Source organism: Flagellimonas nanhaiensis (genome assembly GCF_003382275.1).
In the GTDB taxonomy this organism is placed as follows: Bacteria; Bacteroidota; Bacteroidia; order Flavobacteriales; family Flavobacteriaceae; genus Flagellimonas; species Flagellimonas nanhaiensis.
Map to the genome: position 1 here is coordinate 302,617 of NZ_QTJX01000001.1, position 22,787 is coordinate 325,403.

The 22,787-nt window shown below is 40.7% G+C and carries 18 protein-coding genes; 17 read left to right on the top strand and 1 reads right to left on the bottom strand.

Annotation, left to right across the window (positions count from 1 at the left end):
* Positions 1-32 precede the first annotated feature (32 nt).
* The 9 genes from DX873_RS01400 to DX873_RS01440 all read left to right on the top strand — a co-directional run bounded on the left by DX873_RS01400 (position 33) and on the right by DX873_RS01440 (position 15,530).
* The gene (locus tag DX873_RS01400; protein WP_417935320.1) at positions 33-2,279 is read left to right on the top strand and encodes a GH92 family glycosyl hydrolase; all 2,247 of its coding nucleotides are present in this window, start codon (positions 33-35) and stop codon (positions 2,277-2,279) included.
* Between the two features lie 25 nt (positions 2,280-2,304).
* Complete coding sequence (locus DX873_RS01405; RefSeq protein WP_116182747.1) at positions 2,305-4,182, top strand: sodium:solute symporter family protein; 1,878 nt, start codon at positions 2,305-2,307, stop codon at positions 4,180-4,182.
* Between the two features lie 30 nt (positions 4,183-4,212).
* Complete coding sequence (locus DX873_RS01410) at positions 4,213-5,184, top strand: glycoside hydrolase family 130 protein (RefSeq protein ID WP_116182748.1); 972 nt, start codon at positions 4,213-4,215, stop codon at positions 5,182-5,184.
* A gap of 33 nt (positions 5,185-5,217) precedes the next feature.
* Positions 5,218-7,467 (top strand): GH92 family glycosyl hydrolase, encoded by a 2,250-nt coding sequence (locus DX873_RS01415; RefSeq protein ID WP_116182749.1) that lies wholly within the window; start codon positions 5,218-5,220, stop codon positions 7,465-7,467.
* A gap of 2 nt (positions 7,468-7,469) precedes the next feature.
* Positions 7,470-9,797, top strand: coding sequence for a GH92 family glycosyl hydrolase (locus DX873_RS01420; RefSeq protein ID WP_116182750.1), 2,328 nt, complete (start codon positions 7,470-7,472; stop codon positions 9,795-9,797).
* Positions 9,787-12,027 (top strand): GH92 family glycosyl hydrolase, encoded by a 2,241-nt coding sequence (locus tag DX873_RS01425; protein ID WP_116182751.1) that lies wholly within the window; start codon positions 9,787-9,789, stop codon positions 12,025-12,027. Before DX873_RS01420 ends, DX873_RS01425 begins: the two co-directional genes overlap by 11 nt.
* A 34-nt stretch (positions 12,028-12,061) precedes the next feature.
* Positions 12,062-12,994, top strand: a complete 933-nt coding sequence (locus DX873_RS01430) for an ROK family protein (RefSeq protein ID WP_116182752.1) — start codon at positions 12,062-12,064, stop codon at positions 12,992-12,994.
* 101 nt (positions 12,995-13,095) lie between these two features.
* On the top strand, positions 13,096-14,817 hold the full coding sequence (locus DX873_RS01435) for a GMC family oxidoreductase (protein ID WP_116182753.1): 1,722 nt from the start codon (positions 13,096-13,098) through the stop codon (positions 14,815-14,817).
* 2 nt (positions 14,818-14,819) lie between these two features.
* Positions 14,820-15,530, top strand: a complete 711-nt coding sequence (locus DX873_RS01440) for a gluconate 2-dehydrogenase subunit 3 family protein (protein ID WP_116182754.1) — start codon at positions 14,820-14,822, stop codon at positions 15,528-15,530.
* A 46-nt stretch (positions 15,531-15,576) separates the two neighbouring features.
* On the opposite strand, the gene DX873_RS01445 is transcribed toward DX873_RS01440, so the two are convergent.
* Positions 15,577-15,900: a hypothetical protein gene (locus tag DX873_RS01445; protein ID WP_116182755.1), complete on the bottom strand. Its 324-nt coding sequence runs from the start codon at positions 15,898-15,900 to the stop codon at positions 15,577-15,579.
* Between the two features lie 156 nt (positions 15,901-16,056).
* On the opposite strand from DX873_RS01445, the gene DX873_RS01450 reads away from it, so the two are divergent.
* From DX873_RS01450 to DX873_RS01485, 8 genes are all read left to right on the top strand, one after another.
* The gene (locus tag DX873_RS01450) at positions 16,057-18,249 is read left to right on the top strand and encodes a carbohydrate binding family 9 domain-containing protein (RefSeq protein ID WP_116182756.1); all 2,193 of its coding nucleotides are present in this window, start codon (positions 16,057-16,059) and stop codon (positions 18,247-18,249) included.
* A 49-nt stretch (positions 18,250-18,298) separates the two neighbouring features.
* On the top strand, positions 18,299-18,703 hold the full coding sequence (locus tag DX873_RS01455) for a MarR family winged helix-turn-helix transcriptional regulator (protein ID WP_116182757.1): 405 nt from the start codon (positions 18,299-18,301) through the stop codon (positions 18,701-18,703).
* 44 nt (positions 18,704-18,747) lie between these two features.
* Positions 18,748-19,785, top strand: a complete 1,038-nt coding sequence (locus DX873_RS01460; RefSeq protein ID WP_116182758.1) for an NmrA family NAD(P)-binding protein — start codon at positions 18,748-18,750, stop codon at positions 19,783-19,785.
* A gap of 272 nt (positions 19,786-20,057) precedes the next feature.
* Positions 20,058-20,579, top strand: coding sequence for a carboxymuconolactone decarboxylase family protein (locus tag DX873_RS01465; protein WP_116182759.1), 522 nt, complete (start codon positions 20,058-20,060; stop codon positions 20,577-20,579).
* A 75-nt stretch (positions 20,580-20,654) separates the two neighbouring features.
* On the top strand, positions 20,655-21,023 hold the full coding sequence (locus DX873_RS01470) for a nuclear transport factor 2 family protein (RefSeq protein WP_116182760.1): 369 nt from the start codon (positions 20,655-20,657) through the stop codon (positions 21,021-21,023).
* Positions 21,024-21,252: 229 nt separating this feature from the next.
* The gene (locus DX873_RS01475; RefSeq protein ID WP_116182761.1) at positions 21,253-21,720 is read left to right on the top strand and encodes a RidA family protein; all 468 of its coding nucleotides are present in this window, start codon (positions 21,253-21,255) and stop codon (positions 21,718-21,720) included.
* Positions 21,717-22,157 carry a hypothetical protein gene (locus DX873_RS01480; RefSeq protein ID WP_116182762.1) on the top strand — a complete coding sequence of 147 codons (441 nt, stop codon included), beginning with the start codon at positions 21,717-21,719 and terminating at the stop codon, positions 22,155-22,157. Before DX873_RS01475 ends, DX873_RS01480 begins: the two co-directional genes overlap by 4 nt.
* A gap of 117 nt (positions 22,158-22,274) precedes the next feature.
* Positions 22,275-22,760, top strand: a complete 486-nt coding sequence (locus DX873_RS01485; protein ID WP_116182763.1) for a VOC family protein — start codon at positions 22,275-22,277, stop codon at positions 22,758-22,760.
* Positions 22,761-22,787 lie beyond the last annotated feature (27 nt).

A 22,787-nucleotide genomic window follows, 5' to 3' on the forward strand; every position in this document is an offset into this window, starting at 1 on the left:
TTGATTAAAAGATAATAACCAACATGTTCCAAATGAAAAACACGAATTACCTAAAAGAAAAATTAATGACCACAATGGCTTTGACATTGTTGGTTTTGTGTTTTTCATGTAAGAAGGAACAACCCAAAGATACTGCCGAGAGAGTCCTGTCCTATGTGGATCCTTTTATTGGAACCGGAGGGCACGGGCATACTTTTCCTGGTGCCGTGGCACCTTTTGGGATGGTGCAACCTAGTCCAGATAATGGCCGGGGAGGATGGGATTGGTGTTCAGGATATCATATTACAGATTCCCTGATTACCGGATTTGCCCAGTTGCATTTGAGCGGAACGGGGATTGGCGACCTAGCTGACCTTCTTTTAATGCCCACCGCCAAAGCTGTAGATTTGGAACTTTTTGGTAAATCCAGGGACAGTCTACCATACGTTTCACAATTTACCCATGATGATGAGGTGGCATCCCCGGGATACTACAGTGTCTTATTAAAAGATTCAAATATCAAGGTTGAGCTTACTGCCAATGAATATGTAGCTCTTCATAAATATACCTATCCAACAGGAGTTGAACCTTCTTTTATTATGGATTTGGGATATGCTGTCAATTGGGACAAACCTTTGGAAAGTCATATCACCTTGGAAAATGAGAAATTAGTGGTCGGATACCGCCATAGCACAGGATGGGCCAAAAATCAAAAATTGTTTTTTGCGATAGAATCCTCTGAGCCACTTTCCATAAAAAGATTTGTTGCAGACTCCAAAGAAGCTACTGAATCCAATGACATTTCTGGAGTAAAGACTGGTGCGCAGTTTTTTATAGACCCCAATACTTCTGTTGTTGAATTAAAAATAGCCGTATCATCAGTAAGCATTGAAAATGCCAAGGAAAACCTGAATGCAAAGGGCAAGGGTACATTTGAGGAAACTCGTACCAAAACTGAGAAAAAATGGGAATCGGTGCTATCCAAAATTAAAGTGGAAACCCCTGTAGATTCACTAAAAACTATTTTTTACACCGCACTGTACCACACCCATGTGGCTCCGTCATTGTTTAGTGATGTCAATGGTGAGTTCAGACTTCAAAACGATAGTATAGCCAGGATTTCAAAAGGGCATGTGTATTCAACCTTATCCCTATGGGATACTTTCCGTGCAGAGAACCCATTACTTAATATTTTACAACCGGAGGTTTCCAACGATGTTGTCCTTTCAATGCTGGCCTATTATGATGAACAGGGAAGATTGCCAGTTTGGACCCTCTATGGTAATGAGACCAATACCATGACTGGGAATCACGGTGTTTCAGTTTTGGTGGATTCGTATTTAAAAGGACTCAGCGATTATGATGCGGAAAAGGCGTACGAAGCGGCCAAAGAAACCATGATGAGGGATGAGCGTGGCTTGGCCCCCTATAAAGAATTCGGTTATATCCCTTTTGATAAACTGGATGAGTCCGTCACTATAAGTCTGGAATTTGCCTACAATGACTGGTGTATTGCCCAAATGGCAAAAGCTCTGGGAAAAGACGAAGATTACAACTATTTCCTTGAGCGTTCCAAGGCATACCAGTACTTGTTCGACAAAAACACTGGATTTATGAGGGGAAAATCTTCTGATGGAGACAATTGGCGGACCCCTTTTGATCCCAAGTACTCCAATCACAGGGAACATACCGATTACACGGAAGGAAACGCATGGCAACATAGTTGGTTTGTGTTGCATGATGTTCAGGATTTTATAAACCTACATGGTGGAAATGAGCCTTTTGCCCAAAAACTAGAGCAGCTTTTTACTGAAAGCTCCGAAATAACCGGGGAGAACACCTCTGCGGATATATCTGGATTAATTGGTCAATATGCCCATGGAAATGAACCGAGTCATCACATAGCCTACATGTTCAACAAGGCCGATATGCCTGGGAAGACACAATATTGGGTTCGAGAGATTTTGGACACTCAATACAGTGTTCAACCTGATGGATTGAGTGGTAACGAAGATTGTGGGCAGATGTCCGCGTGGTATGTTTTTAGTTCCATTGGACTTTATCCAATGAATCCGGCTTCTGGGCAATATGAATTTGGCAGCCCCATTTTCGAAAAAACCACCATTTCACTAGACGCGGACAAGTCGTTTGTGATAACGGCTCCAAACACATCATCAATCAACAAATACATACAATCAGTTAAACTAAATGGAAAACAACTGGACCGAACTTATATCACCCACAAAGAGCTTATGAATGGAGGTACTTTGGAGTTTGAAATGGGTTCGGATCCACAATAAGGACATAATAGCGGCCAAATAATTTATGGAAATAGTAGATGTTTCAATCATCGTAGCCTATGTTTTGCTGACACTCTTTGTCGGAATTTGGGTTTCCAAAAGGGCCTCCCAAGGACTTGAATCGTACTTTTTAGGAGGCAACAACATCAAATGGTACTACCTGGGTCTAAGCAATGGGTCAGGTATGTTCGATGTTTCCGGAACAGCTTGGATGGTCGGCATTCTTTTCCTTTACGGAGCCAAAAGCTTTATGTTTATGTGGCTTTGGCCCGTATGGAACCAGATTTTTGTGATGATGTTCTTGGCCGTCTGGATTCGAAGGTCCAATATCATGACCGGGTCCGAATGGATATTGACTCGTTTTGGGGATGGAAAAGCCGGAAGGGCTTCCCACCTTATTATCGCGGTTTTTGCCATTATATCCACTATTGGTTTTATAGCATACTTTTTTGAAGGAGTAGGCAAGTTCATGGCCATTATTCTACCTTGGAACATCCCTTTGGAATTTGGAGATGTTTTACTTCTTACTTCTGAACAATCCTATGCGCTGATCATTATTTTCCTGACCACCCTTTATACTATTAAAGGGGGAATGTTCTCTGTGGTGGCCACAGAGGTTTTGCAATATATAATTATGGTTGTGGCAGGAATTCTTGTTGCAGGATACGCCTTTTTTACCATCAGTGATATCGAAATAAACTCCATAATATCTGAAGAATGGAAAAATATATTCTTTGCCACTGAACTTGGGCCACATTGGAGCTCAAAATTTCAGGCGTTTAATGATTTGATAGATACGGAAGGTTACAAAATGTTTGGTGCATTTATTGGAATGTCACTTTTCAAAGGTTTTTTTGCGAGTATCGCCGGACCGGTTCCAAGTTTTGACTTCCAACGGATACTTTCTACCAGAACCGTTAAAGAGTCAGCCTATATGAGCGGATTTACCAATTTGGTACTGTATATCCCCAGATATTTACTCATTGCGGGAATTGTGGTCATTGCTTTGGTGGTTCTAGCCCCAGAAATGAGTGCAAACCCTAGCTTGGTGGGAGACGATTTGGAAATTATACTTCCAAAAGTTATCAATCATCATATTCCAATTGGTGTAAAAGGACTTTTATTGGCTGGACTTTTGGCAGCTTTTATGTCTACCTTTTCAGCTTTTGTAAACTCGGGCCCGGCATATATTGTCAACGATATATATAAAAAATATTTTAAGCCTGAGGCTTCCAACAAGCACTATATCAAAGCAAGCCATTTAGCCTCTTTTGTAGTGGTCGGACTTGGAGTTTTTATGGGGTTTTTTGCTGAATCCATTAACTCGCTAACACTTTGGATAACAAGTGCCTTATACGGTGGTTATGTTGCTGCCAACTTTTTAAAATGGGTTTGGTGGCGCTTTAATGGTTGGGGATACTTTTGGGGAATGCTGGCCGGTTTACTGGTGGCTACCTTTCAATTTGTACTGGATCAGAATAAAACCGGATTTACACAAGACACTGTGCTCTATGAAGTTTCAAACATGCACGTGATCTATCTATTTCCATTGATTTTTGGCTTTTCGCTATTGGGATCGATTTTAGGGACTTATTTTACCCAACCCACCGATATGAAAGTGCTGAAATCATTCTATAAGAATGTAAAACCCTGGGGCTGGTGGAAACCGGTGTATGATGACATCAAAACAGAGGATAGTTCTTTTGAGAAGAATGATAATTTCTGGTTTGACATGATGAATTGTGCCATGGGTATAATATGGCAATCAAGTATGATTCTATTGCCTATCTATTTGTTGATACGCGATTACCCAAAAACCATTTTCACCTTGATTGTTTTCATTGTCACGTCCATTATCCTAAAGTATACCTGGTTGGACAAAGTCAAGAAAATACCAAACTAGTAGTAAGAATTTAATAGAGCAAAAACAATAATGGCAAGCATTCATATTCCCTGGCAAGAAAGACCAAAAGACTGTAAAGATATTCTTTGGAGGCACACCGACAATCCCATTATTGAGCGTGATGCCATACCCTCTTCCAATAGTATCTTCAACAGTGCTGTTGTACCTTTTCAGGATGGTTTTGCAGGAGTCTTTAGGTGCGACAACAAAGCCGTACAGATGAATATTTTTGCGGGATTCAGTAAAAACGGCCTGGATTGGGAAATAGAACATGACCCTATCAAATTCAAAGAAGGGAACACCCAAATGATCCAATCGGATTATAAGTACGATCCAAGGGTAACCTTTATTGAGGACAGGTATTGGATTAGTTGGTGCAATGGATATCATGGCCCAACCATAGGAATAGGATATACTTTTGACTTTAAGGAGTTTTTTCAATGTGAGAATGCCTTTTTGCCATTTAATAGAAACGGCGTACTGTTCCCACAAAAAATAGATGGAAAATATGCCATGTTGAGTCGGCCTAGCGATAATGGACATACTCAATTTGGCGACATATACATTAGCTATAGCCCAGACATGAAGTATTGGGGAGAACACCGATGTGTAATGAAAACAACTCCATTTGAGCTCAGTGCATGGCAATGTGCCAAAATTGGGGCAGGACCAGTGCCTATATTGGTCAATGAAGGCTGGTTGATGTTTTATCATGGAGTGATAAATACCTGCAATGGGTTCAGATATTCTATGGGAGCGGCAATTCTCGATAGAGATAATCCCGATCAGGTAAAGTATCGGACACAGCCCTACTTGTTGTCTCCACAGACACAATATGAATGTGTGGGAGATGTGCCCAATGTTGTCTTTCCGTGCGCAGCCTTACATTCAGAAGAAGAGGACAGAGTGGCCGTGTATTATGGTGCCGCCGATACCGTTACGGCTGTTGCCTATGGACGACTTTCTGAAATAGTAAAATTCACTATTGAAAATAGTATATAACACTATCTGTAATGATGGAATGATACCTGGATAATGATAAGATATGTAGTTCTAATAGGAATGTTGTCCTTGGTTTTGTCTTGTAAAGATGGAGCCGATAAGAATAGTGCTGCAGAAACCCTATCCAGTTATGTAAATCCGTTTATCGGAACAGACGGTCCTGGCAATACCTATCCAGGTGCCACATCACCCTTTGGAATGGTGCAGCTGAGTCCGGATATTGGAATTCCCGGATGGGATAGGATTGCAGGATACTATTATAAGGATTCAATTATAACCGGTTTTTCTCATACGCATTTGACAGGTACCGGAGCAGGAGACCTGTATGATATTTTGGTCATGCCTGTTAATAATCGTTTTTCAGAACGAATAGAAGCAAATAACCATAAACCCTTTTCTCATTTTGATCATAATCGTGAGGGAGCTTCACCAGGGTATTATTGGGTAGATTTGGTTGATTTCGGAATTAAGGCCGAGATGACTGCTACTCCAAGAGTTGGGGTCCATCGATATACTTTTCCAAAGGCTGAGGATTCCAAGATACATGTAGATTTAGGGTATTCGTTGAACTGGGATAAGCCTACGGACACCCATATTGAAGTGGTCAATGATTCGGTAATTAGAGGTCATCGTTTTTCCACAGGTTGGGCAAGGAACCAACGACTGTTTTTTGAAATGCAGTTTTCCAAACCGTTCCAAGATTTTAGTTTAACTGAAAATGGGAATGCCGATTCCAAGATTGTCTTGGATTTTGAAACCCATGAAGGAGAACAGATAACCCTGAAGACAGGATTGTCCTCCGCCAATGTTGAGGGAGCCGCTAAAGCTATAGCTGTTGAAGCAAAAGGTAGTTTTGACACTATTCGCGAAAGAACCGAAAAGCTATGGGAAAATGAGCTTCAAAAAATAATAATATCAACAAAAAATAAGGACCAAAAGGCTGTTTTTTATTCAATGTTGTACCAATCTATGTTGGCTCCTACCTTGTACAGTGATGTTAACGGAGCGTACAAAATGGCAAATGATGTGAATGGATTGTTCAAAAATCCCAATGATACGATTGCAATGGCCAGGGGATTTAATCGATACGATACTTTTTCCCTTTGGGATACCTACCGTGCAGCACATCCCTTGTATACCATTGTTCAGCCGGAAAGAGTTTCTGATATGGTGAAATCGTTGTTGGCGCATTATTTGGAAACTGGCATTCTTCCCGTATGGTCCATGCAAGGCAGTGAAACCAACATGATGATCGGGTACCATGCAGTTCCGGTCATTGTTGATGCCTATTTCAAAGGATTTGAATTTGATGCCGAACTGGCGTACAAAGCATGCAAACAAAGTGCCATGGTCAATGAGCGCAATATTGGTGAGTACATGGAAAAAGGATACATTTCAGTGGATGAACACCACGAGAATTGGTCTGTTTCCAAGACTTTGGAGTATGCCTATGACGATTGGTGCATCGCCATGTTTGCCAAAGATTTGGGCAAACAAGAGGACTTTGAATATTTTTTGAATCGGTCCAAGAATTGGAAGAACCTTTACAATACCAAAAACACTTGGTTACAGCCCAAAAACTCCCAGGATGGATTCATCTATCCCTTTATTCCTAAAGAATACACCCCGTATTTCTGCGAGAGCAATGCATGGCAATATTATTGGTCCGTTCAACAAGATATCCCTGGACTCATAGAAGCCACCGGGGGTCCTGAAAGGTTTACTCAAAAGCTGGATTCAATGTTTAGCTTAAAACCTGTTGAAGGAGACAAACTTCCAATTTTCAGCACAGGCATGATAGGGCAATATGCCCATGGAAACGAACCTAGCCATCATGTGGCCTATTTATATAATTATGTAGGGCAGCCTTCAAAAACCCAAGAACTTGTCAAAAAAATCAGGGAAGAACAATATCGGAACGAACCCAATGGACATTGTGGAAACGAAGACTGTGGCCAAATGTCATCATGGTTTATTCTAAGTGCATTGGGAATCTATCCGGTAAATCCGGCTCAAGGTATTTTGGACCTTGGTGCGCCTATGTTCGAAGAGGCCACAATAACGCTTCCCAAGGGCAGGAGTTTTACTATAAAAGGTCAGAACCTAAACGACCAGAATAAATATGTAAAAGCGGTTTATCTAAATGAAAAGCGACTGGACCGTTGGTTTATTACCTATGACGAAATAATGGAAGGAGGCACATTGGTTTTTGAAATGACAAACCTTCCAGTTGATAATGAGGGAATTGATCACCTACTTCCCGAACCGAACAAAGTATATTGAAAATGAGAAAAGTAAAAATTAAGTTCCTTCCCTTGGCATTACTGGCGATGATAGCAACAGGATGCACTGAGCAAAAAAATGGGGGCAAAGAACCGTCTCAAATAGAAGAAGTATCCCTACTGGAGTATGTTAACCCTTTAATGGGGACCGATTCAGATTTCAGCCTATCCAATGGAAATACCTATCCAGCCATAGCCACGCCATGGGGCATGAATTTCTGGACACCCATGACGTCCAAAATGGGAGATGGTTGGACTTATAAATATGACGAGTATACCCTACGAGGGATAAAACAAACACACCAACCAAGTCCCTGGATAAATGATTATGCAGCATTCTCGCTAATGGCGGTCACTGGGGAATTAAAATATAAGGAAGACGAAAGGGCATCCCATTTTTCGCACAAGGCAGAAACCGCAAAACCTGATTACTATTCGGTATATCTGGCCGATTATGACGTAGTCGCTGAGGTGGCCCCTACGGATAGAGCAGCACATTTTCGATTCACATTTCCTGAAACGGACAATGCCTATATCCTACTGGATGCTTTTTTTAAAGGTTCCATGGTAAAGATTATTCCCGAAGGGAATAAGATTATTGGATACTGTAGAAACAACAGTGGAGGAGTTCCGGAAAACTTCCATAATTACTTTGTGGCTGAGTTTGATAAACCTTTTGAAATAAAACAAACATGGGGCGATAATTGGAAATTGGATGAAAACTCCTCGGAGAAAAAGGGTGAGCATGTGGGAGCCATTGTCGGATTCAAAACGAAAAGAGGCGAAAAAGTACATGTAAAAGTAGCCTCATCTTTTATAAGTCCGGAGCAGGCGCAACTTAACCTTGATAGAGAAATTGGAGGCCAAAGCTTTGAAGAAACCAGAAATAAAGCTTCAAAGGCTTGGGAAAACGAACTGGCTAGAATTGAAGTAACCTCAAACAACATTGATCATTTAAGAACATTTTATTCTTGCTTGTACCGCGTACTGCTGTTCCCAAGAAAGTTTTATGAGCTGGATTCCAATAATAAGGTAGTGCATTACAGTCCGTACAATGGTGAAGTACTTCCTGGATATATGTTTACCGATAATGGTTTTTGGGACACGTTCAGAGCTGTATTTCCTTTTTTTAATATGATGTACCCCGAGCTAAACGCTCAAATAATGGAGGGATTGGCAAATACCTACAAAGAATCAGGTTGGTTGCCAGAATGGGCCAGCCCTGGTCATAGGAACAGTATGATTGGTTCCAATTCGGCACCCATCATAGCTGATGCACATTTAAGTGGAGTAGACGGTTTTGACAAAGAGCTGTTGCTTGAGGCAATGCTCAAAAATGCAACTGTATCCGAAGGTAGACCGGTAAATAGTGTTGGTAGGGCCGGAGTGGACTATTACAATGAGTTGGGATATGTTCCCTACGATGTGGGAGTTAACGAAAATGCAGCCAGAACGTTGGAATATGCCTATGCCGATTTTACCATCGCCCAAATGGCCAAGTCCATGGGAAAAGATAAGATTGCTGAAAAATACTATGAGCAGTCCATGAACTACAAGAAGCTTTTCGACCCAGATACCAAACTGATGCGAGGTAAAAATAAAGATGGCACTTTTCAGGCACCTTTTAATCCGCTAAAATGGGGAGATGCCTTTACCGAAGGTAATAGCTTGCATTACACCTGGTCTGTTTTTCATGATGTACAAGGGCTTATCGGTTTAATGGGAGGAGATGATGAATTTGTGTCCATGCTCGATGGGGTTTTCAATATGCCTCCCAAGTTTGACGATTCCTATTATGGGTTTACCATCCATGAAATTAGGGAAATGCAGATTATGAATATGGGGAATTATGCACATGGAAACCAGCCAATTCAACATATGGTCTATCTGTACAACTATGGGAAACAACCCTGGAAAACCCAAGAGAAGATAAGAGAAGTCTTGACCAAGCTTTATACCCCAACTCCTGATGGATATTGTGGGGATGAGGATAATGGACAAACCTCTGCTTGGTATGTGTACAGTGCATTAGGATTTTATCCTGTGGCCCCAGCCACAAACGAATATGTTTTGGGAAGTCCTTTGTTTGATGAGGTTAAGTTACACTTGCAGAATGGAAACACATTTACCATATTGGCAAAGAACAATGGTAGGAATAGTCCATATATTCAAAGTGCCCAATTGAACGGAGAGACATGGGACGCTACTTTCTTAAAAACCGATGTTCTTCAAAAAGGGGGGAACCTGAATTTTGAAATGGGTTCAGAACCTAATAAAAACCGGGGTGTTTCCCAGACATCAATTCCATATTCACTTTCAAATGAAAACTAGCCTCAAAATATTGATTTGCTGTCTTATCACCTCGGCAGTTTGGACTCAGCAAAAACCCTCGGTCCTGGTCAATCCTTTTATTGGTTCGTCCAATTTTGGCACCACAAACCCTGGCCCGATTGCTGTTAGGGGAATGGCAAATGTAGCTCCTTTCAATGTCGCTGGCCCCAAGAACCTGCCTTTGGAAAAGGATAGTCGTTGGCTTTCCACACCTTACGTGCATGAGAACACTTTTCTTACTGGATTTAGCCATATAAACTTGAGTGGAGTTGGATGTCCTGAATTGGGGGTCATCATCGCCATGCCTACTACGGGTGAATTGGTTACCGACCATCTTCTGTATGGTACAACCTATTCAAACGAAAAAGCTTCCGTAGGATACTATTCCAATGTTTTGGATGATTACGGAATTCAAGTGGAGGCAACCGCCACTACTCGCACCGGAGTCAGCAAATATTCGTTTCCTGCAGGGAAGGCCAATATTTTGTTGAATTTGGGACTTGGGCTTACCAATGAACAAGGTGCCCAAGTTAAAGTAGTCTCCCCAACAGAAATTGAGGGAATACGGACCATAGGTTCGTTTTGCTACTACAAACCAGAGGAAAGTTATCCCGTATACTTCGTGGCCCAATTTTCAGAACCTGCAGAAACATTTGGTGCTTGGAAGAAGCCTAGGAAGTACGATGGAGTGGAAGCACAATGGATGGGATACAATGGAAAGACCAGAATAAAGGAAGGGTTTAGAAAAGAGGTGGTAGGAGATAGTATAGGAGCTTATATGAGTTACCATTTTGATAAACCTTCCGTTGTGGAAATGAAAGTTGGTATTTCTTATGTAAGTATTGAAAATGCAAGGGAAAACCTGGAAAAAGAAACTTCTGGAAAATCATTTGATGAAATAGTGGATGTCACAAGGCAAGAATGGGATAATTACCTGTCCAAAATTGAAGTGGAAGGGGGCTCGCAGGAGCAAAAGACCATTTTCTACACGGCACTTTACCATACCCTCATCCATCCAAGCACATTGAATGATGCCAATGGCGAATATCCAAAAATGCGAACTCGGGAAACCTTAAGGACCGATGGTACGAGATACACAGCCTTTTCCTTTTGGGATACCTATAGAAACTACCACCAACTGATGAGTTTGGTGTACCCAAAGCAACAATCCGACATGATAAAAAGCATGCTGCAGATCTATGATGAGTCAGGTTGGTTGCCCAAATGGGAACTGAATGCCACAGAAACTACTACAATGGTTGGGGATCCAGCCGGAATTGTGATTGCTGACTCTTATTTAAGAGGTATTCAGGATTTTGATGTTGAAAAGGCGTACAGGGGCATGGTGAAGAGTGCAGAGCAATTAGAAAATAATCCTCTTAGACCAGGAATCAATGATTATTTGAACAAAGGTTATTTGACAACGAAGACCACCAATAGTGGATCGGTTTCCGTGACGCAGGAGTACAATATTACAGACTTTGCCATAGCCCAATTGGCTAAAGAACTGGATAAAAAACAAGATTATAAACGCTTTTCAAAGCGATCCGTCTCCTATAGAAAGTTGTTCGACAAAGAATTTAACCTCCTTCGCCCCAAAAATGATGATGGTTCGTGGCTTACTCCGTATAACCCAGAAACGGGAGCCAATTTTATTAAAAATCCAGGTTTTATAGAAGGAAACGCTTGGCAATACACGTTTATGGTCGCCCATGATGTAAAAGGGCTGATGAAGTTGATGGGCGGCCAAAAACCCTTCTTAGGACGACTCCAAGATGTTTTTGACAATCAGCAGTTTGATATGACCAACGAACCTGATATTGCTTATCCATACCTTTTTAATTATGTAAAAGGCGAGGAATGGAGAACATCAAAAACAGTAAGTGCACTACTTAAAAAACACTTTAAAAATTCTCCAGACGGCCTTCCTGGCAATGATGATACAGGGACGATGAGTGCATGGGCGGTTTTCTCTATGATGGGGATTTATCCGGTAAGTCCTGCTGAACCTTATTATGCATTGACAACCCCCACTTTTGACAAAGTTACCATTTGGCTGGACCAAGAATATCAAAAAAATCAGAAGTTGGAAATAATTAAATCCGGTTCTGCTGGAGGAAATGATAAAGTAGATTTTCAAGTAATTTTAGATGGAAAAAAAATAGGCAGTCCCTTTATTTCACATCAAGAACTTATAAAGGGAAAACAACTTCAGTTTAAAATGGAATAATGGCTTTGGGACGAATTGATAAGATCAAAGGACAATGAGTAAAAGATATGTGATTGGGGCAGACATTGGCGGTTCACACATTTGTGCCGCCGTTGTGGATGTAGAGAAGTATACCATTCTTGAAGATACCTTCATATCTGAACATGTAGACAACACGCAATCCAAAGCAGGTATCATAAAACAGTGGTCCGAGGTATTCAATAAAGTTTTAGATAAGAAGGAGAACGGAGTTATTGGTCTAGCTTGTGCTATTCCTGGTCCATTTAATTATTCCGAAGGAATTGCCAAATATCCTGAGGGATTTAAGTTTTCGGAGTTGAACGGAGTCAAAATTGAGGATGAATTGTCTCCCTTACTCGCATCGGAAACCACATTGCCTATTAAATTTTTAAACGATGCCACTTCATTTGCCGTTGGGGTTGCACGTTCCAATCCAACAATAAAAGACAAAAGAACATTGTGTATTACTTTGGGTACCGGTTTGGGGGCAGGTTTTGTAGATAAAAGACTTCCTGTGTTGAGTGGTCCTACAGTGCCCCCAAATGGTTGCCTTTGGAATCTGGAATGGGATGAGGGAATGGCAGACGATTACTTTTCCACTAGGGGGATTATAAAATTGTATGCAGATTTGGGAGGTGAAAAGATAGTGGGAGCAAAGGAACTGGCGGACCGAATAGATACAGACCCTTTGGCCGTTAAAACGTTTGAAGTCTTTGGAGAAAACCTGGCCCAATTCCTCACGCCATACCTAAAAACTTTCAAAGCTGACGCTCTCGTCATGGGAGGGAGCATTTCCAAAGCTTTTTCCTTTTTTGGACCATCCTGTGTTGCCAAATTGGAAGCAAATGGAGTTCAGTTGGAGGTATTGGTCTCCAACATAATGGAAAAAGGGGCAATCTTGGGCTGCACTTGTGTCTTTGAACAAGATTTTATGGAAACCATTGGAAATGATCTACCTAAAATTTAGCCTTGCTAAAACTTAATATGTAATTTGTGGGAGAAATCAAGTTTGACATAAGACCAAACTACTCTTTCAGTTTGGAAAGGCTTAACCAGTGAACAAACATCATGCAAATAATTGAGAACTCGAAGGTCTACGATGCAATCATTGTAGGATCTGGAGCTGGCGGTGGTATGGCCACAAAAATTTTGGCCGACGCCGGTTTAAACGTGGCCGTTGTTGAGGCAGGCCCATTTTTTGACCCTGCCGACCCAAAACAGCAAACCCAATTAAAGTGGCCCTGGGAAAGCCCTAGAAGAGGAGCGGCCACGGTTCGCCCTTTTGGAGATTTTGATGCCGCCTATGGCGGATGGGAAATTGAAGGCGAACCCTACACCCATAAGGATGGTACAAAATTCGATTGGTTTAGATCGCATATGTTGGGAGGAAGAACCAATCACTGGGGGCGTATTTCACTGCGTTTTGGACCAACCGACTTTAAACATAAAGATGTAGATGGTTATGGCGATAACTGGCCCATTGGTTATGAGGACATCAAACCCTATTACGATAAAGTAGACAAGCTAATAGGAGTTTTTGGAACCAACGAAGGATTGCCAAATGACCCGGACGGGTTCTTTTTACCACCACCCAAACCTCGTTTGCATGAGCTTTACTATATAAAAGGAGCAAGAAAGAGCAACATTCCGGTTTATCCTTCGCGAATGTCCATGTTGACCAAACGAATCAATAATGAACGTGGGGTTTGTTTCTATTGTGGACAATGTAGCAGGGCATGCCAGGTCTACGCCGATTTTTCAGCAGGAACCTGCTTGATTTTCCCGGCCCAAAAAAGTAGAGGGCAAGTAGACCTCTTTGTCAATTGTGTGGTACGTGAGGTAACTACGGATAAAGAAGGACGGGCAACAGGGGTTTCCTATATCAATAAAGAAGACAGAAAAGAATACAAACTAAAGGGTAAAGTGGTGGTGCTTGGAGCTTCCGCATGTAGCTCTGCAAGGATTCTGATGAATTCCAAAAGTGCCCAACATCCAAATGGTCTAGGGAATAGTAGCGACCATGTTGGAAAATACCTGCATGATTCCACCGGAGGTGGTCGCGTAGGATTTGTCCCCGATTTAATGAATCGAAAGGTGTCCTATAATGAAGATGGAGTTGGCGGAATGCATGTCTACTCCCCCTGGTGGGGCGATAATTCAAAACTGGATTTCCCCAGAGGATACCACATTGAAATTTGGGGAGGAATGGGCATGCCCAACTACGGTTTTGGTTTTAATGTAAATGAATTCAACAAATTCTTTGGAACCAAGGTGGGCGGTTATGGTGATGTTTTGAGAAGCGATGTGAAAAAATACTATGGAGCTATCGTTGGAATGAGTGGTAGGGGAGAATCCATTGCGCGAAAGGATAACTATTGTGAAATAGACCCCACTACGGTCGACCAATGGGGTATTCCGGTGCTGCGTTTCCATTACAAATGGTCGGATTTGGAAAGAAATCAAGCACGGCACATGCAGCATACCTTTGAGGAAATTATCCACAATATGGGGGGTACACCTTTAGGTGAAGCGCCAGGAAAAGATGAAGATTATGGCCTGCTTGCACCGGGAAGGATTATTCATGAAGTGGGAACCACCAGAATGGGGGATGACCCAAAAACATCCGTAACCAACAAGTTTCAGCAGTTGCATGATGTGGACAACGTATTTATTGTGGATGCCGGACCGTTTGTCTCCCAGGCTGATAAGAATTGTACCTGGACCATTCTTGCATTGTCTTGGAGAGCTTCGGATTATATCGTTGACCAATTGAAAAAACAAAATCTATAAAAATGGATAGGAGAAAAAGTTTAAAGTCCATGGTTTTGGGAACTGTTGCTGGAGGTTTGGCCCTGCATGGCTGCAAACCAGGAGAGGGGCAGACGGAAGAAGTGGTCCAAAAAGCTGAGGTTTTTTATGGAAGGACCCCAGAGGAGAAAGAATTGAATGCGGAATTGCACGAAATTCAGTTTTTCAACGCCCATGAAATGGCAACCTTAGCTGTTTTGTGTGATTTGATTCTTCCCAAAAGTGATGAATTTAAAAGTGCTACGGATGCCCAAGTGCCAGATTTTATTGAATTTATGGCCAAGGATTTGCCAGAAATGCAAACTGATTTACGTGGGGGGCTAATGTGGTTGGATCATGAATCAAACTCTAGGTTTCAAATGGAGTTCAAGTCCCTAGGGCAAGAGCAGCAACATAAAATTTTGGACGAGGTGGCCTATTACGATCCAGAAGTTCCAGAAGAAGAACGACCAGCTTCCATAAATTTCTTCTCCTTGGTAAGAAATTTGACGTTGACCGGTTTTTATACCTCAAAAATTGGCATTGAAGAGTTGGGCTACAAAGGAAACATGCCCAACGTTTGGGATGGAGTTCCTGAGGATGTGTTGAAACAACACGGCATGGCTTACGAAGAAGAGTGGTTGGCCAAATGCGTGGACCAAAGCAAACGAAATATTGTAGCCGAATGGGATGAAAATGGAAACCTAATCAGTTAAGCAGGAATTATATAGCTTACGAAAGAATTTTTACTAGTGGGATACTTCAATTGGAGCCCTCTAGATAAAAAACAGCCTTTTTCCCTAACAGAACTACAAAATAACGGTTTCTAAAATGAGTTTTTTCTAGGGTTTTCAATAGCTCCCTTTTACTAATGGACCCGTGCTCCAGTAACATACCGTTTAACTTCAAAAAGGTGATCAATACCACAGAATCCTTTTCTTGCAGATAATCCAGATGGGTTAAAATGTCTTTGGGTTCCTGAATAAACTCAGAGGTTTCCACCAACCTCAATTTTTCAATTTCTTGGGTCTGTGCCACTACGGTAAGCTGAAAAAGTCCGAAGAAGCCAAATAACAATTTTTTCATGGGTTAAGATTTGGCACGAAACTGAACGTTTTAAACCTAACCTAAAACCCGATTCTTGCGATACTATAATTTTTGTGGGTCAAAAACCGCATTAGCAAGAATCGGGTTTTCAGCAAAAGACTAGGTCCATTTCTTCGCAGTCTTAAAATTATAAGTATGAAGACTGCAACTATTCTATTGGCAACCTTTTTAACTATTGGCCTTAAGGCACAAACAACTTTTAGACCCAAAAAAAACAAGCAGCGGGTAGTGGCCATTGAAACCAATGAGACCATGAAGATAGACGGTATTTTAAATGAAAAGGCTTGGGATTCGGTGGAGCCGTTGACCAATTTTATACAAATAGAACCTAATCAAGGGCTTCCTTCTCAGAATAGCACTTATGTGAAGGTCATTTATGACAAAAACAACTTGTATCTGGGAGTATTTTGTGTGGATAGCCTGGGCGCAAAGGGAATAAGAGTGCCAGATTTGACCAGGGACTTTTCGTTTAGGACAAATGATACGTTTGCTATAGGAATCGATGGATTCTTGGATGAACGAAATAGTATGACGCTGGCCACAAACCCATATGGAGCGCAAAAAGATTATCTGTCTTTTGATGATGTATATTTTGATAGCGATTGGAATGGTCTTTGGAAAGTACGAACGCAAATTACCGATATCGGGTGGTACGCCGAATTTGAAATACCCTGGAAAACCCTGAGATATCCTAAAGTAAATGAAGGAACACAAGACCTGGGTGTAAATTTTGTACGCCAACATCGCAGATTGAATGAAATATCTGCCTGGGCACCATATCCACGATCATTTGGTTTCAACAGATCTGAATACTTTGGAATTCTTAAAAATATGGATCTTCCAAGGAACAAGACCAATCTGCAGGTCAATCCATTCACGTTGACATCCTATGAGGAAAGAAAAACTAACGGAGACCTGTCCAAAATTGACCGAAAGCACAAGATTGGAGGGGAACTAAAATGGGCCATTAACTCCAATACTTTGCTGGATGTAACCTTTAAAACCGATTTTGCCCAGGCCGATGCTGACCAACAAGTGAACAATATTAGTAGATTCTCGGTTTTCTTTCCAGAAAAGAGGTCCTTCTTTCTGGAAAATGCCTCCCTCTTTGGGTCTGGATTGCTCAATGACGGTATCTCAGGGAATATGATCATTGCGCCTTTTTTTAGTAGAAATATTGGATTGGACGGTGAAGGTGGGCAGATTCCCATTGATTTCGGTTTGAGATTGGTAAACCAATCGCCACAAAAAAATTATGGACTTATGGTTATTCGAGAAGGCGAAGTTGCTGAAGTGGATGGGCGCTATAATTTGGTAGGGAGATATTCCAAAAACTTTGGAAAACAAAATAGGGTTGGTGGAATTTTCACTTCTAGGACCAATGCTGACAACACCAATGCCGTAGGTGGGTTGGATGGCTTTTTTAGATTAGACAATGTACAGAGTCTGGGTGCCATGTTTTTGAGCTCATACGATACTGATACGGAACATAGTGGGTTTGCGGGATACATACAATATCAATTAAAAACGAATGGAGTAGAAACCTGGTGGACGCAGTCCTATGTAGACAATAAGTTCAACCCTGCACTCGGTTTTTTGTCCAGAAGGAATGTAATTGCAACTTCTGTAGGAACTCAAGCGGATTATAGAGGACAACGACTTCCTCTTAAAAGTCATCTAAGATCGTATAAGCCTGGTGTAAAGATGAATTGGTATCACAATGCCACCAATGGCCGACTAATGGAAAGGGAATTTGTTTTCAGTCCAATCCGATTGGAAACACATCAAGGCGATTTTGTCGATTTTGCACTGAAATCCCAGTACCAAAGGATTACGGAGACATTCAGACTTTTGGACCGAGAAATAAATCCAGGGGAATATAAATACTCAAGGTTTGTTGTTATAGGTGGAACCGACCCTTCTAAAAAAGTTTCAACTACAATGAGTTATGAAGGCGGAAACTTCTTCAATGGTACACTAAATACCTTAAATGCGTCCTTGCTGTTTATCCCCATACCCCAGATTAACCTAAAAAGCTCTTTCTTAAGAAATGAATTCAAAAATTTTGGGATGAATAGAGCTTCGGGCAAGGTGGACCTTTTAACTGTGGAGAGTAGGTTGTTTCTAAATCCAAGAATCGGTCTTTTTGGAATGTATCAACACAATACTTTGAACAATTTAGATGCTTACAACATTAGGTTGGCGCTGGAATACAAACCCTTGTCCTACTTTTATTTGGTATTCAATTCCAACAATTTTCAAAATGGATTGGAATCATTTGAGCAAAAACAGGCCATCATAAAGCTCAGTTTCTTAAAACAATTTTAAAAAGGACTATTCTACTTGTATATACAAGTATTTAAGATATATTTGTATTATGAAGTATGAGTTGCAAGATTGTTTTGGAGCAAGAATCAATGGATTGAGTAGGGTTGTAGATTCCATATATCGTAAACATTTGCAAGGACTTGGTCTAACACAAACTCAACTTAGCGTAATGATGGTGTTGTACAAAAAGGGAGAGTCTGAACAACATGAAGTTGCTGATATGCTTCATTTTGAAACTTCTTCGCTTACCAGAATCTTGGTTCGATTAATAGATCAGAACTACGTAACCAAAAAAGGTGCTGTCAATAGGCCTATAATTGGACTTACCAAGTCCGGGAGCAGCAAAGTTGTGGAGTCAATTCCATCTTGGGAAAAGGCTATGGACGAAGTGCATCAAATGTTGGGTAATACCTCGGTAGCTGCGTTTGAGGTATTCGAGGCGGGGTTTAAATGATATTTTTTTGATTATTAACTTGTATATACAAATTGAATGATGTAATGAACGAAACAAAAATTTTGGTAACAGCAGCAAACGGTCATACCGGATTTCCTGCGGCAAAGGAATTACTTGATCTGGGGTTTTCGGTAAGAGCGTTCGTAAGGAATCCAAAAAACAAAAATGCTAGGGAATTAAGTCGCTTTGGGGCAGAAATTTTCGTGGGCAATATTGAGGATATAGCGGATGTAAGAAAAGCTTTGAATGGCATTTCGCGAGTGTATTTTGTACCTACATACCCCAACCTTCTTTTTCAAGGAACAACATTTGTAAATGCCTTGGAAGAATCTGAAGTCGAACATGTTGTGCTATTGACACAATGGTTGTCCTCAAGTCGGCACCCTTCTGTGTATACCAAGGAACACTGGTTGGTAGATCAGGCTTTTAAGAGGCAATCCAAGACAAAGTTGACCATACTTAATCCAGGACTTTTCGCCTTTGTGTATTTCATGACTCCAGAGCCACTTGCACAATTTGGAATCCTACCAGATTTTGGAGAGAATGCACCTCCATCCAACGAAGATATAGGTCTAGTAGCAGCACATATTCTCAAAAATCCGGAAGAACACCCAGGAAAAATATATAGGGTAACAGGGAAGGATTTACTGACCGCCGATGAAATGGCTCAAATTATTGGAAAGAATTTGGGAAGAAAAGTTAAGGCTTCCAAAATGTCATTTTCCATGATGTACAAAGTGCTTAAGGCGTCTGGGTATCCCCAAATGGATGCCTCACAGGTAAAATACTATATTGAGGAGGGCCATAAAGGCGCATTTGCATTTAAAGCACCCAACAATGTGGTCAAGGAAATAGTGGGGAAGGAACCTGATGGTTTTGGTACCATAACCCGCAGGTATCTTATGGAAAACCCTATGGCAAAACAAAGTTTGTGGAACAAAATCAAAGGTATGAAGTTCATGTTGAAGGTACTTTTTACCAAGACCTGGAATATGAAAACCTTTGAAAAAGAACGGGGATTTCCTTCATTGAATAATCCCGATTATGTACTTGGGTCAGAAGAGTGGGGCAAGAACCATTAAAATTTTGCCCATAGTATGATGGAATTCCCGGTGAACAAAGAACTTTTTCCGTTTCAAAATAATTTCCTCAAAATCTGGAACGGAGCATCCATTCATTACATCAATGAGGGGAGTGGCAAAGAAATCTGAACCCCCTCTGAAAGTTATGGAACAATAGCACAACTTTCGATAGTGCAATCACTTCAATGAACCCATCGAAAAGAATGTCACGTTTTTATTCGATGAATTGTCAAACAAATGAATTTTAACCCTTTTCAATTTTCAATATAATTATGTCGTATTTAGAACAAACCAAAGACACAAACAACTTCTTAGAGGTATTGGTCCAAGATCATAAAAGGTATATGCCCATTATGGAATTTCTTGATAATCTAACTCAACAGAAATCAGAACTTACATGGGAAGAGAGAGAAATGATATCCTTGGAGGTCTCAAAGGCCAATGGAGCGGAATTTTGTATAGGCATCCACAGTGGCATGCTCAGAGCAATGGGGTCCGCAGATAATAAAGTAGCTGAAGAAAAAATAAAACCTGTATTGGCCTTTGCGAATAAATTGGCCAAGAATAGCAATCAGGTGAGTCCAGAAGATATCAAAATATTACGGAAGGCTGGCTGGAACGATCAAACTATTGAAGATATTATCGGTTTGGTATCTGCAATTTCCATATATGATATTCTATCAAATGGGTTTGGTTTTAAGGCAAGTCTTCCGCAAGAGGTATTTGAACAAATGGGACAGGGAACTCTTGAAGCCGGTGGTTTTGTTGCCCAGTTTAAATCATTTATCCAGTAGAAACAAAATAAGTACCGTGCCCCTCAAGGGGACGGTACTTGATAATTAGAAACGGTATCAAATAAAAAACAAAAAATGAAAGATAACAAAGCAGTAATCGATGTGGTGACCAGATTTATCAGTGGAGGAGATGAAAGCAATGTGCAACTTCTTGAAGATGTCTTGCACCCTGATTTTAGAAATGTACAATATGGTTTCTTTGAAGAGCAAGGAGTTTTCGTAATTGACAAACCCAAATATTTAGACCTTATCCAGAAGGGTACTTTTGGTGGAACTCCACGGGCCATGGAAATTGAGCAGGTAGATGTGTACACAAGCATAGCTTTTGTAAAAGCTAATTTGGAAAGTGAAACAATGGTATTTCATTCCCATATTTTGGTGATTTGTGAAAACAACAAATGGAAAGTGATTGAAAACTTCCCTCACATTGCATATAAATCTTAATGAAGCCACGGTTGAATAAGGAAAAAATAAAAATAACCCTGATCAATTGGTTGGCTATTTATCCAATTGTAATTTTAGTGCTATTATTTTGGAGCCCAGGTTGGAACCGTATTCCCTACCGGTCAAGACGTTGATTTTGACAATTGTTATTGTTCCACTTATGGTGTTTATCGCGGTACCCTTGTTGTCCGCGATCTTCAAACGGATTAAACAATGAGCATAGACAAAAATGGAAAAGGTAAGCATAGAAAAAAAGTTAAAAGAATACGGTTTAGTGTTACCAGAACCTACAGAACCAGGAGGTAGTTATGTATCAGTCAACACAAGAAATCATGTGGCATATGTGTCTATACAATTTCCTATCCTAAATGGTGACTTTTTGTTTAAGGGCAGATTGGGCGAGAAGGTGTCAACGGGAGAAGGGCGAAAAGCCATGGAGCTTTGTGCTTTGAATGTGCTTTCACAAATTCACCATAAAATTGGTTTTGAAGCCGTTCAAGGACTCAATCATTTGGATGCCTATTATCAATCCAGTCAAAATTGGGATGACGCCCCACTGGTTGTTGACGGTGCCTCTAATCTTTTTGTCAACATCCTTGGGGACAAGGGAATGCACTCTAGGGCCATTTTTGGAGTTCAGAAATTACCAAGGGATTTTTGTGTTGGATTGACCACTTCATTTTCTCTTGCGCAATGAGCTATAGCTTTAGACCATATCAACAAAGAAAACAACAATTGTTTAGGGTGTTCCATGAAAATGGATGGCAGGTTAAGATCTATGGAATAAATCTCACTGTTGAACCCAATGAAGCTTTTATAAGCACTATTCTTAAAGAATTGCCAAGCCCGGCAAGGAATGAACACCGCTATGGTGTTGGGTTTTTAATTGTCCATAAAGGAATTAAGGCCAATTGGTTCCTTTTGAACTGGTGGGGTTATGAGGATATCATCCATCAAAAGCTTTTTTCATCACCAATTGATGATTTCGATAGAATAGGCAAAGTGCACGACCGCACAATAATGGCCTGTGTTCATGAAATGGAAATATATCATAAGGAAATTGAATTATGGAAGAAATTTGTTTTAAGGCTGGGTGAGCCAGATTTTGAATCTTACCTATCACTTTATAACTGACCAAAACCGTACTTTCTGATTGTATATTGCAACCACTTTTATATTTTTGCGTTTTTATTTTACTGGGAGATAGGTTACCTAACAAAGACCATAAGAAAACCAATAAAACAGTCAGAAATGAAAACCTCCATAGCTTTATTTGCACTTATACTATGCATTTCTTGTCAAAACAATAGTTTAAAAAAAGATGAGTACAATATAGCACAGGAAGCTGTGCAGTTCAGAATTGCTAGGCCAACCAACAACTTGGAAAAAATCAAGGATTTTTATGTTGGTGTACTCGGACTTGAAGAAATTGAATCGTTCAAAGGGCATCAAGGCTATAGTGGGATCATGTTGGGTCTACCAGGCGACCAATATCACCTAGAGTTTACAGAACACGATGAAAGTTCCGAACTACCAAAGCCAACAAAAGAAAATTTAATGGTCTTGTATTTTGATACTTCAGAGAAATATAACAACGCCATCAGTAGATTGAAGAACAAGGGATACATGCCCGTTGAGCCCGAAAATCCATATTGGAAGAAAAGAGGGGAAACCTATGAAGACCCAGATCATTGGAGAATTGTGTTGTATAATGGGATTTACCAATCAAACAGGTAATCTGCATTAATAACAAATGCTTGGTCT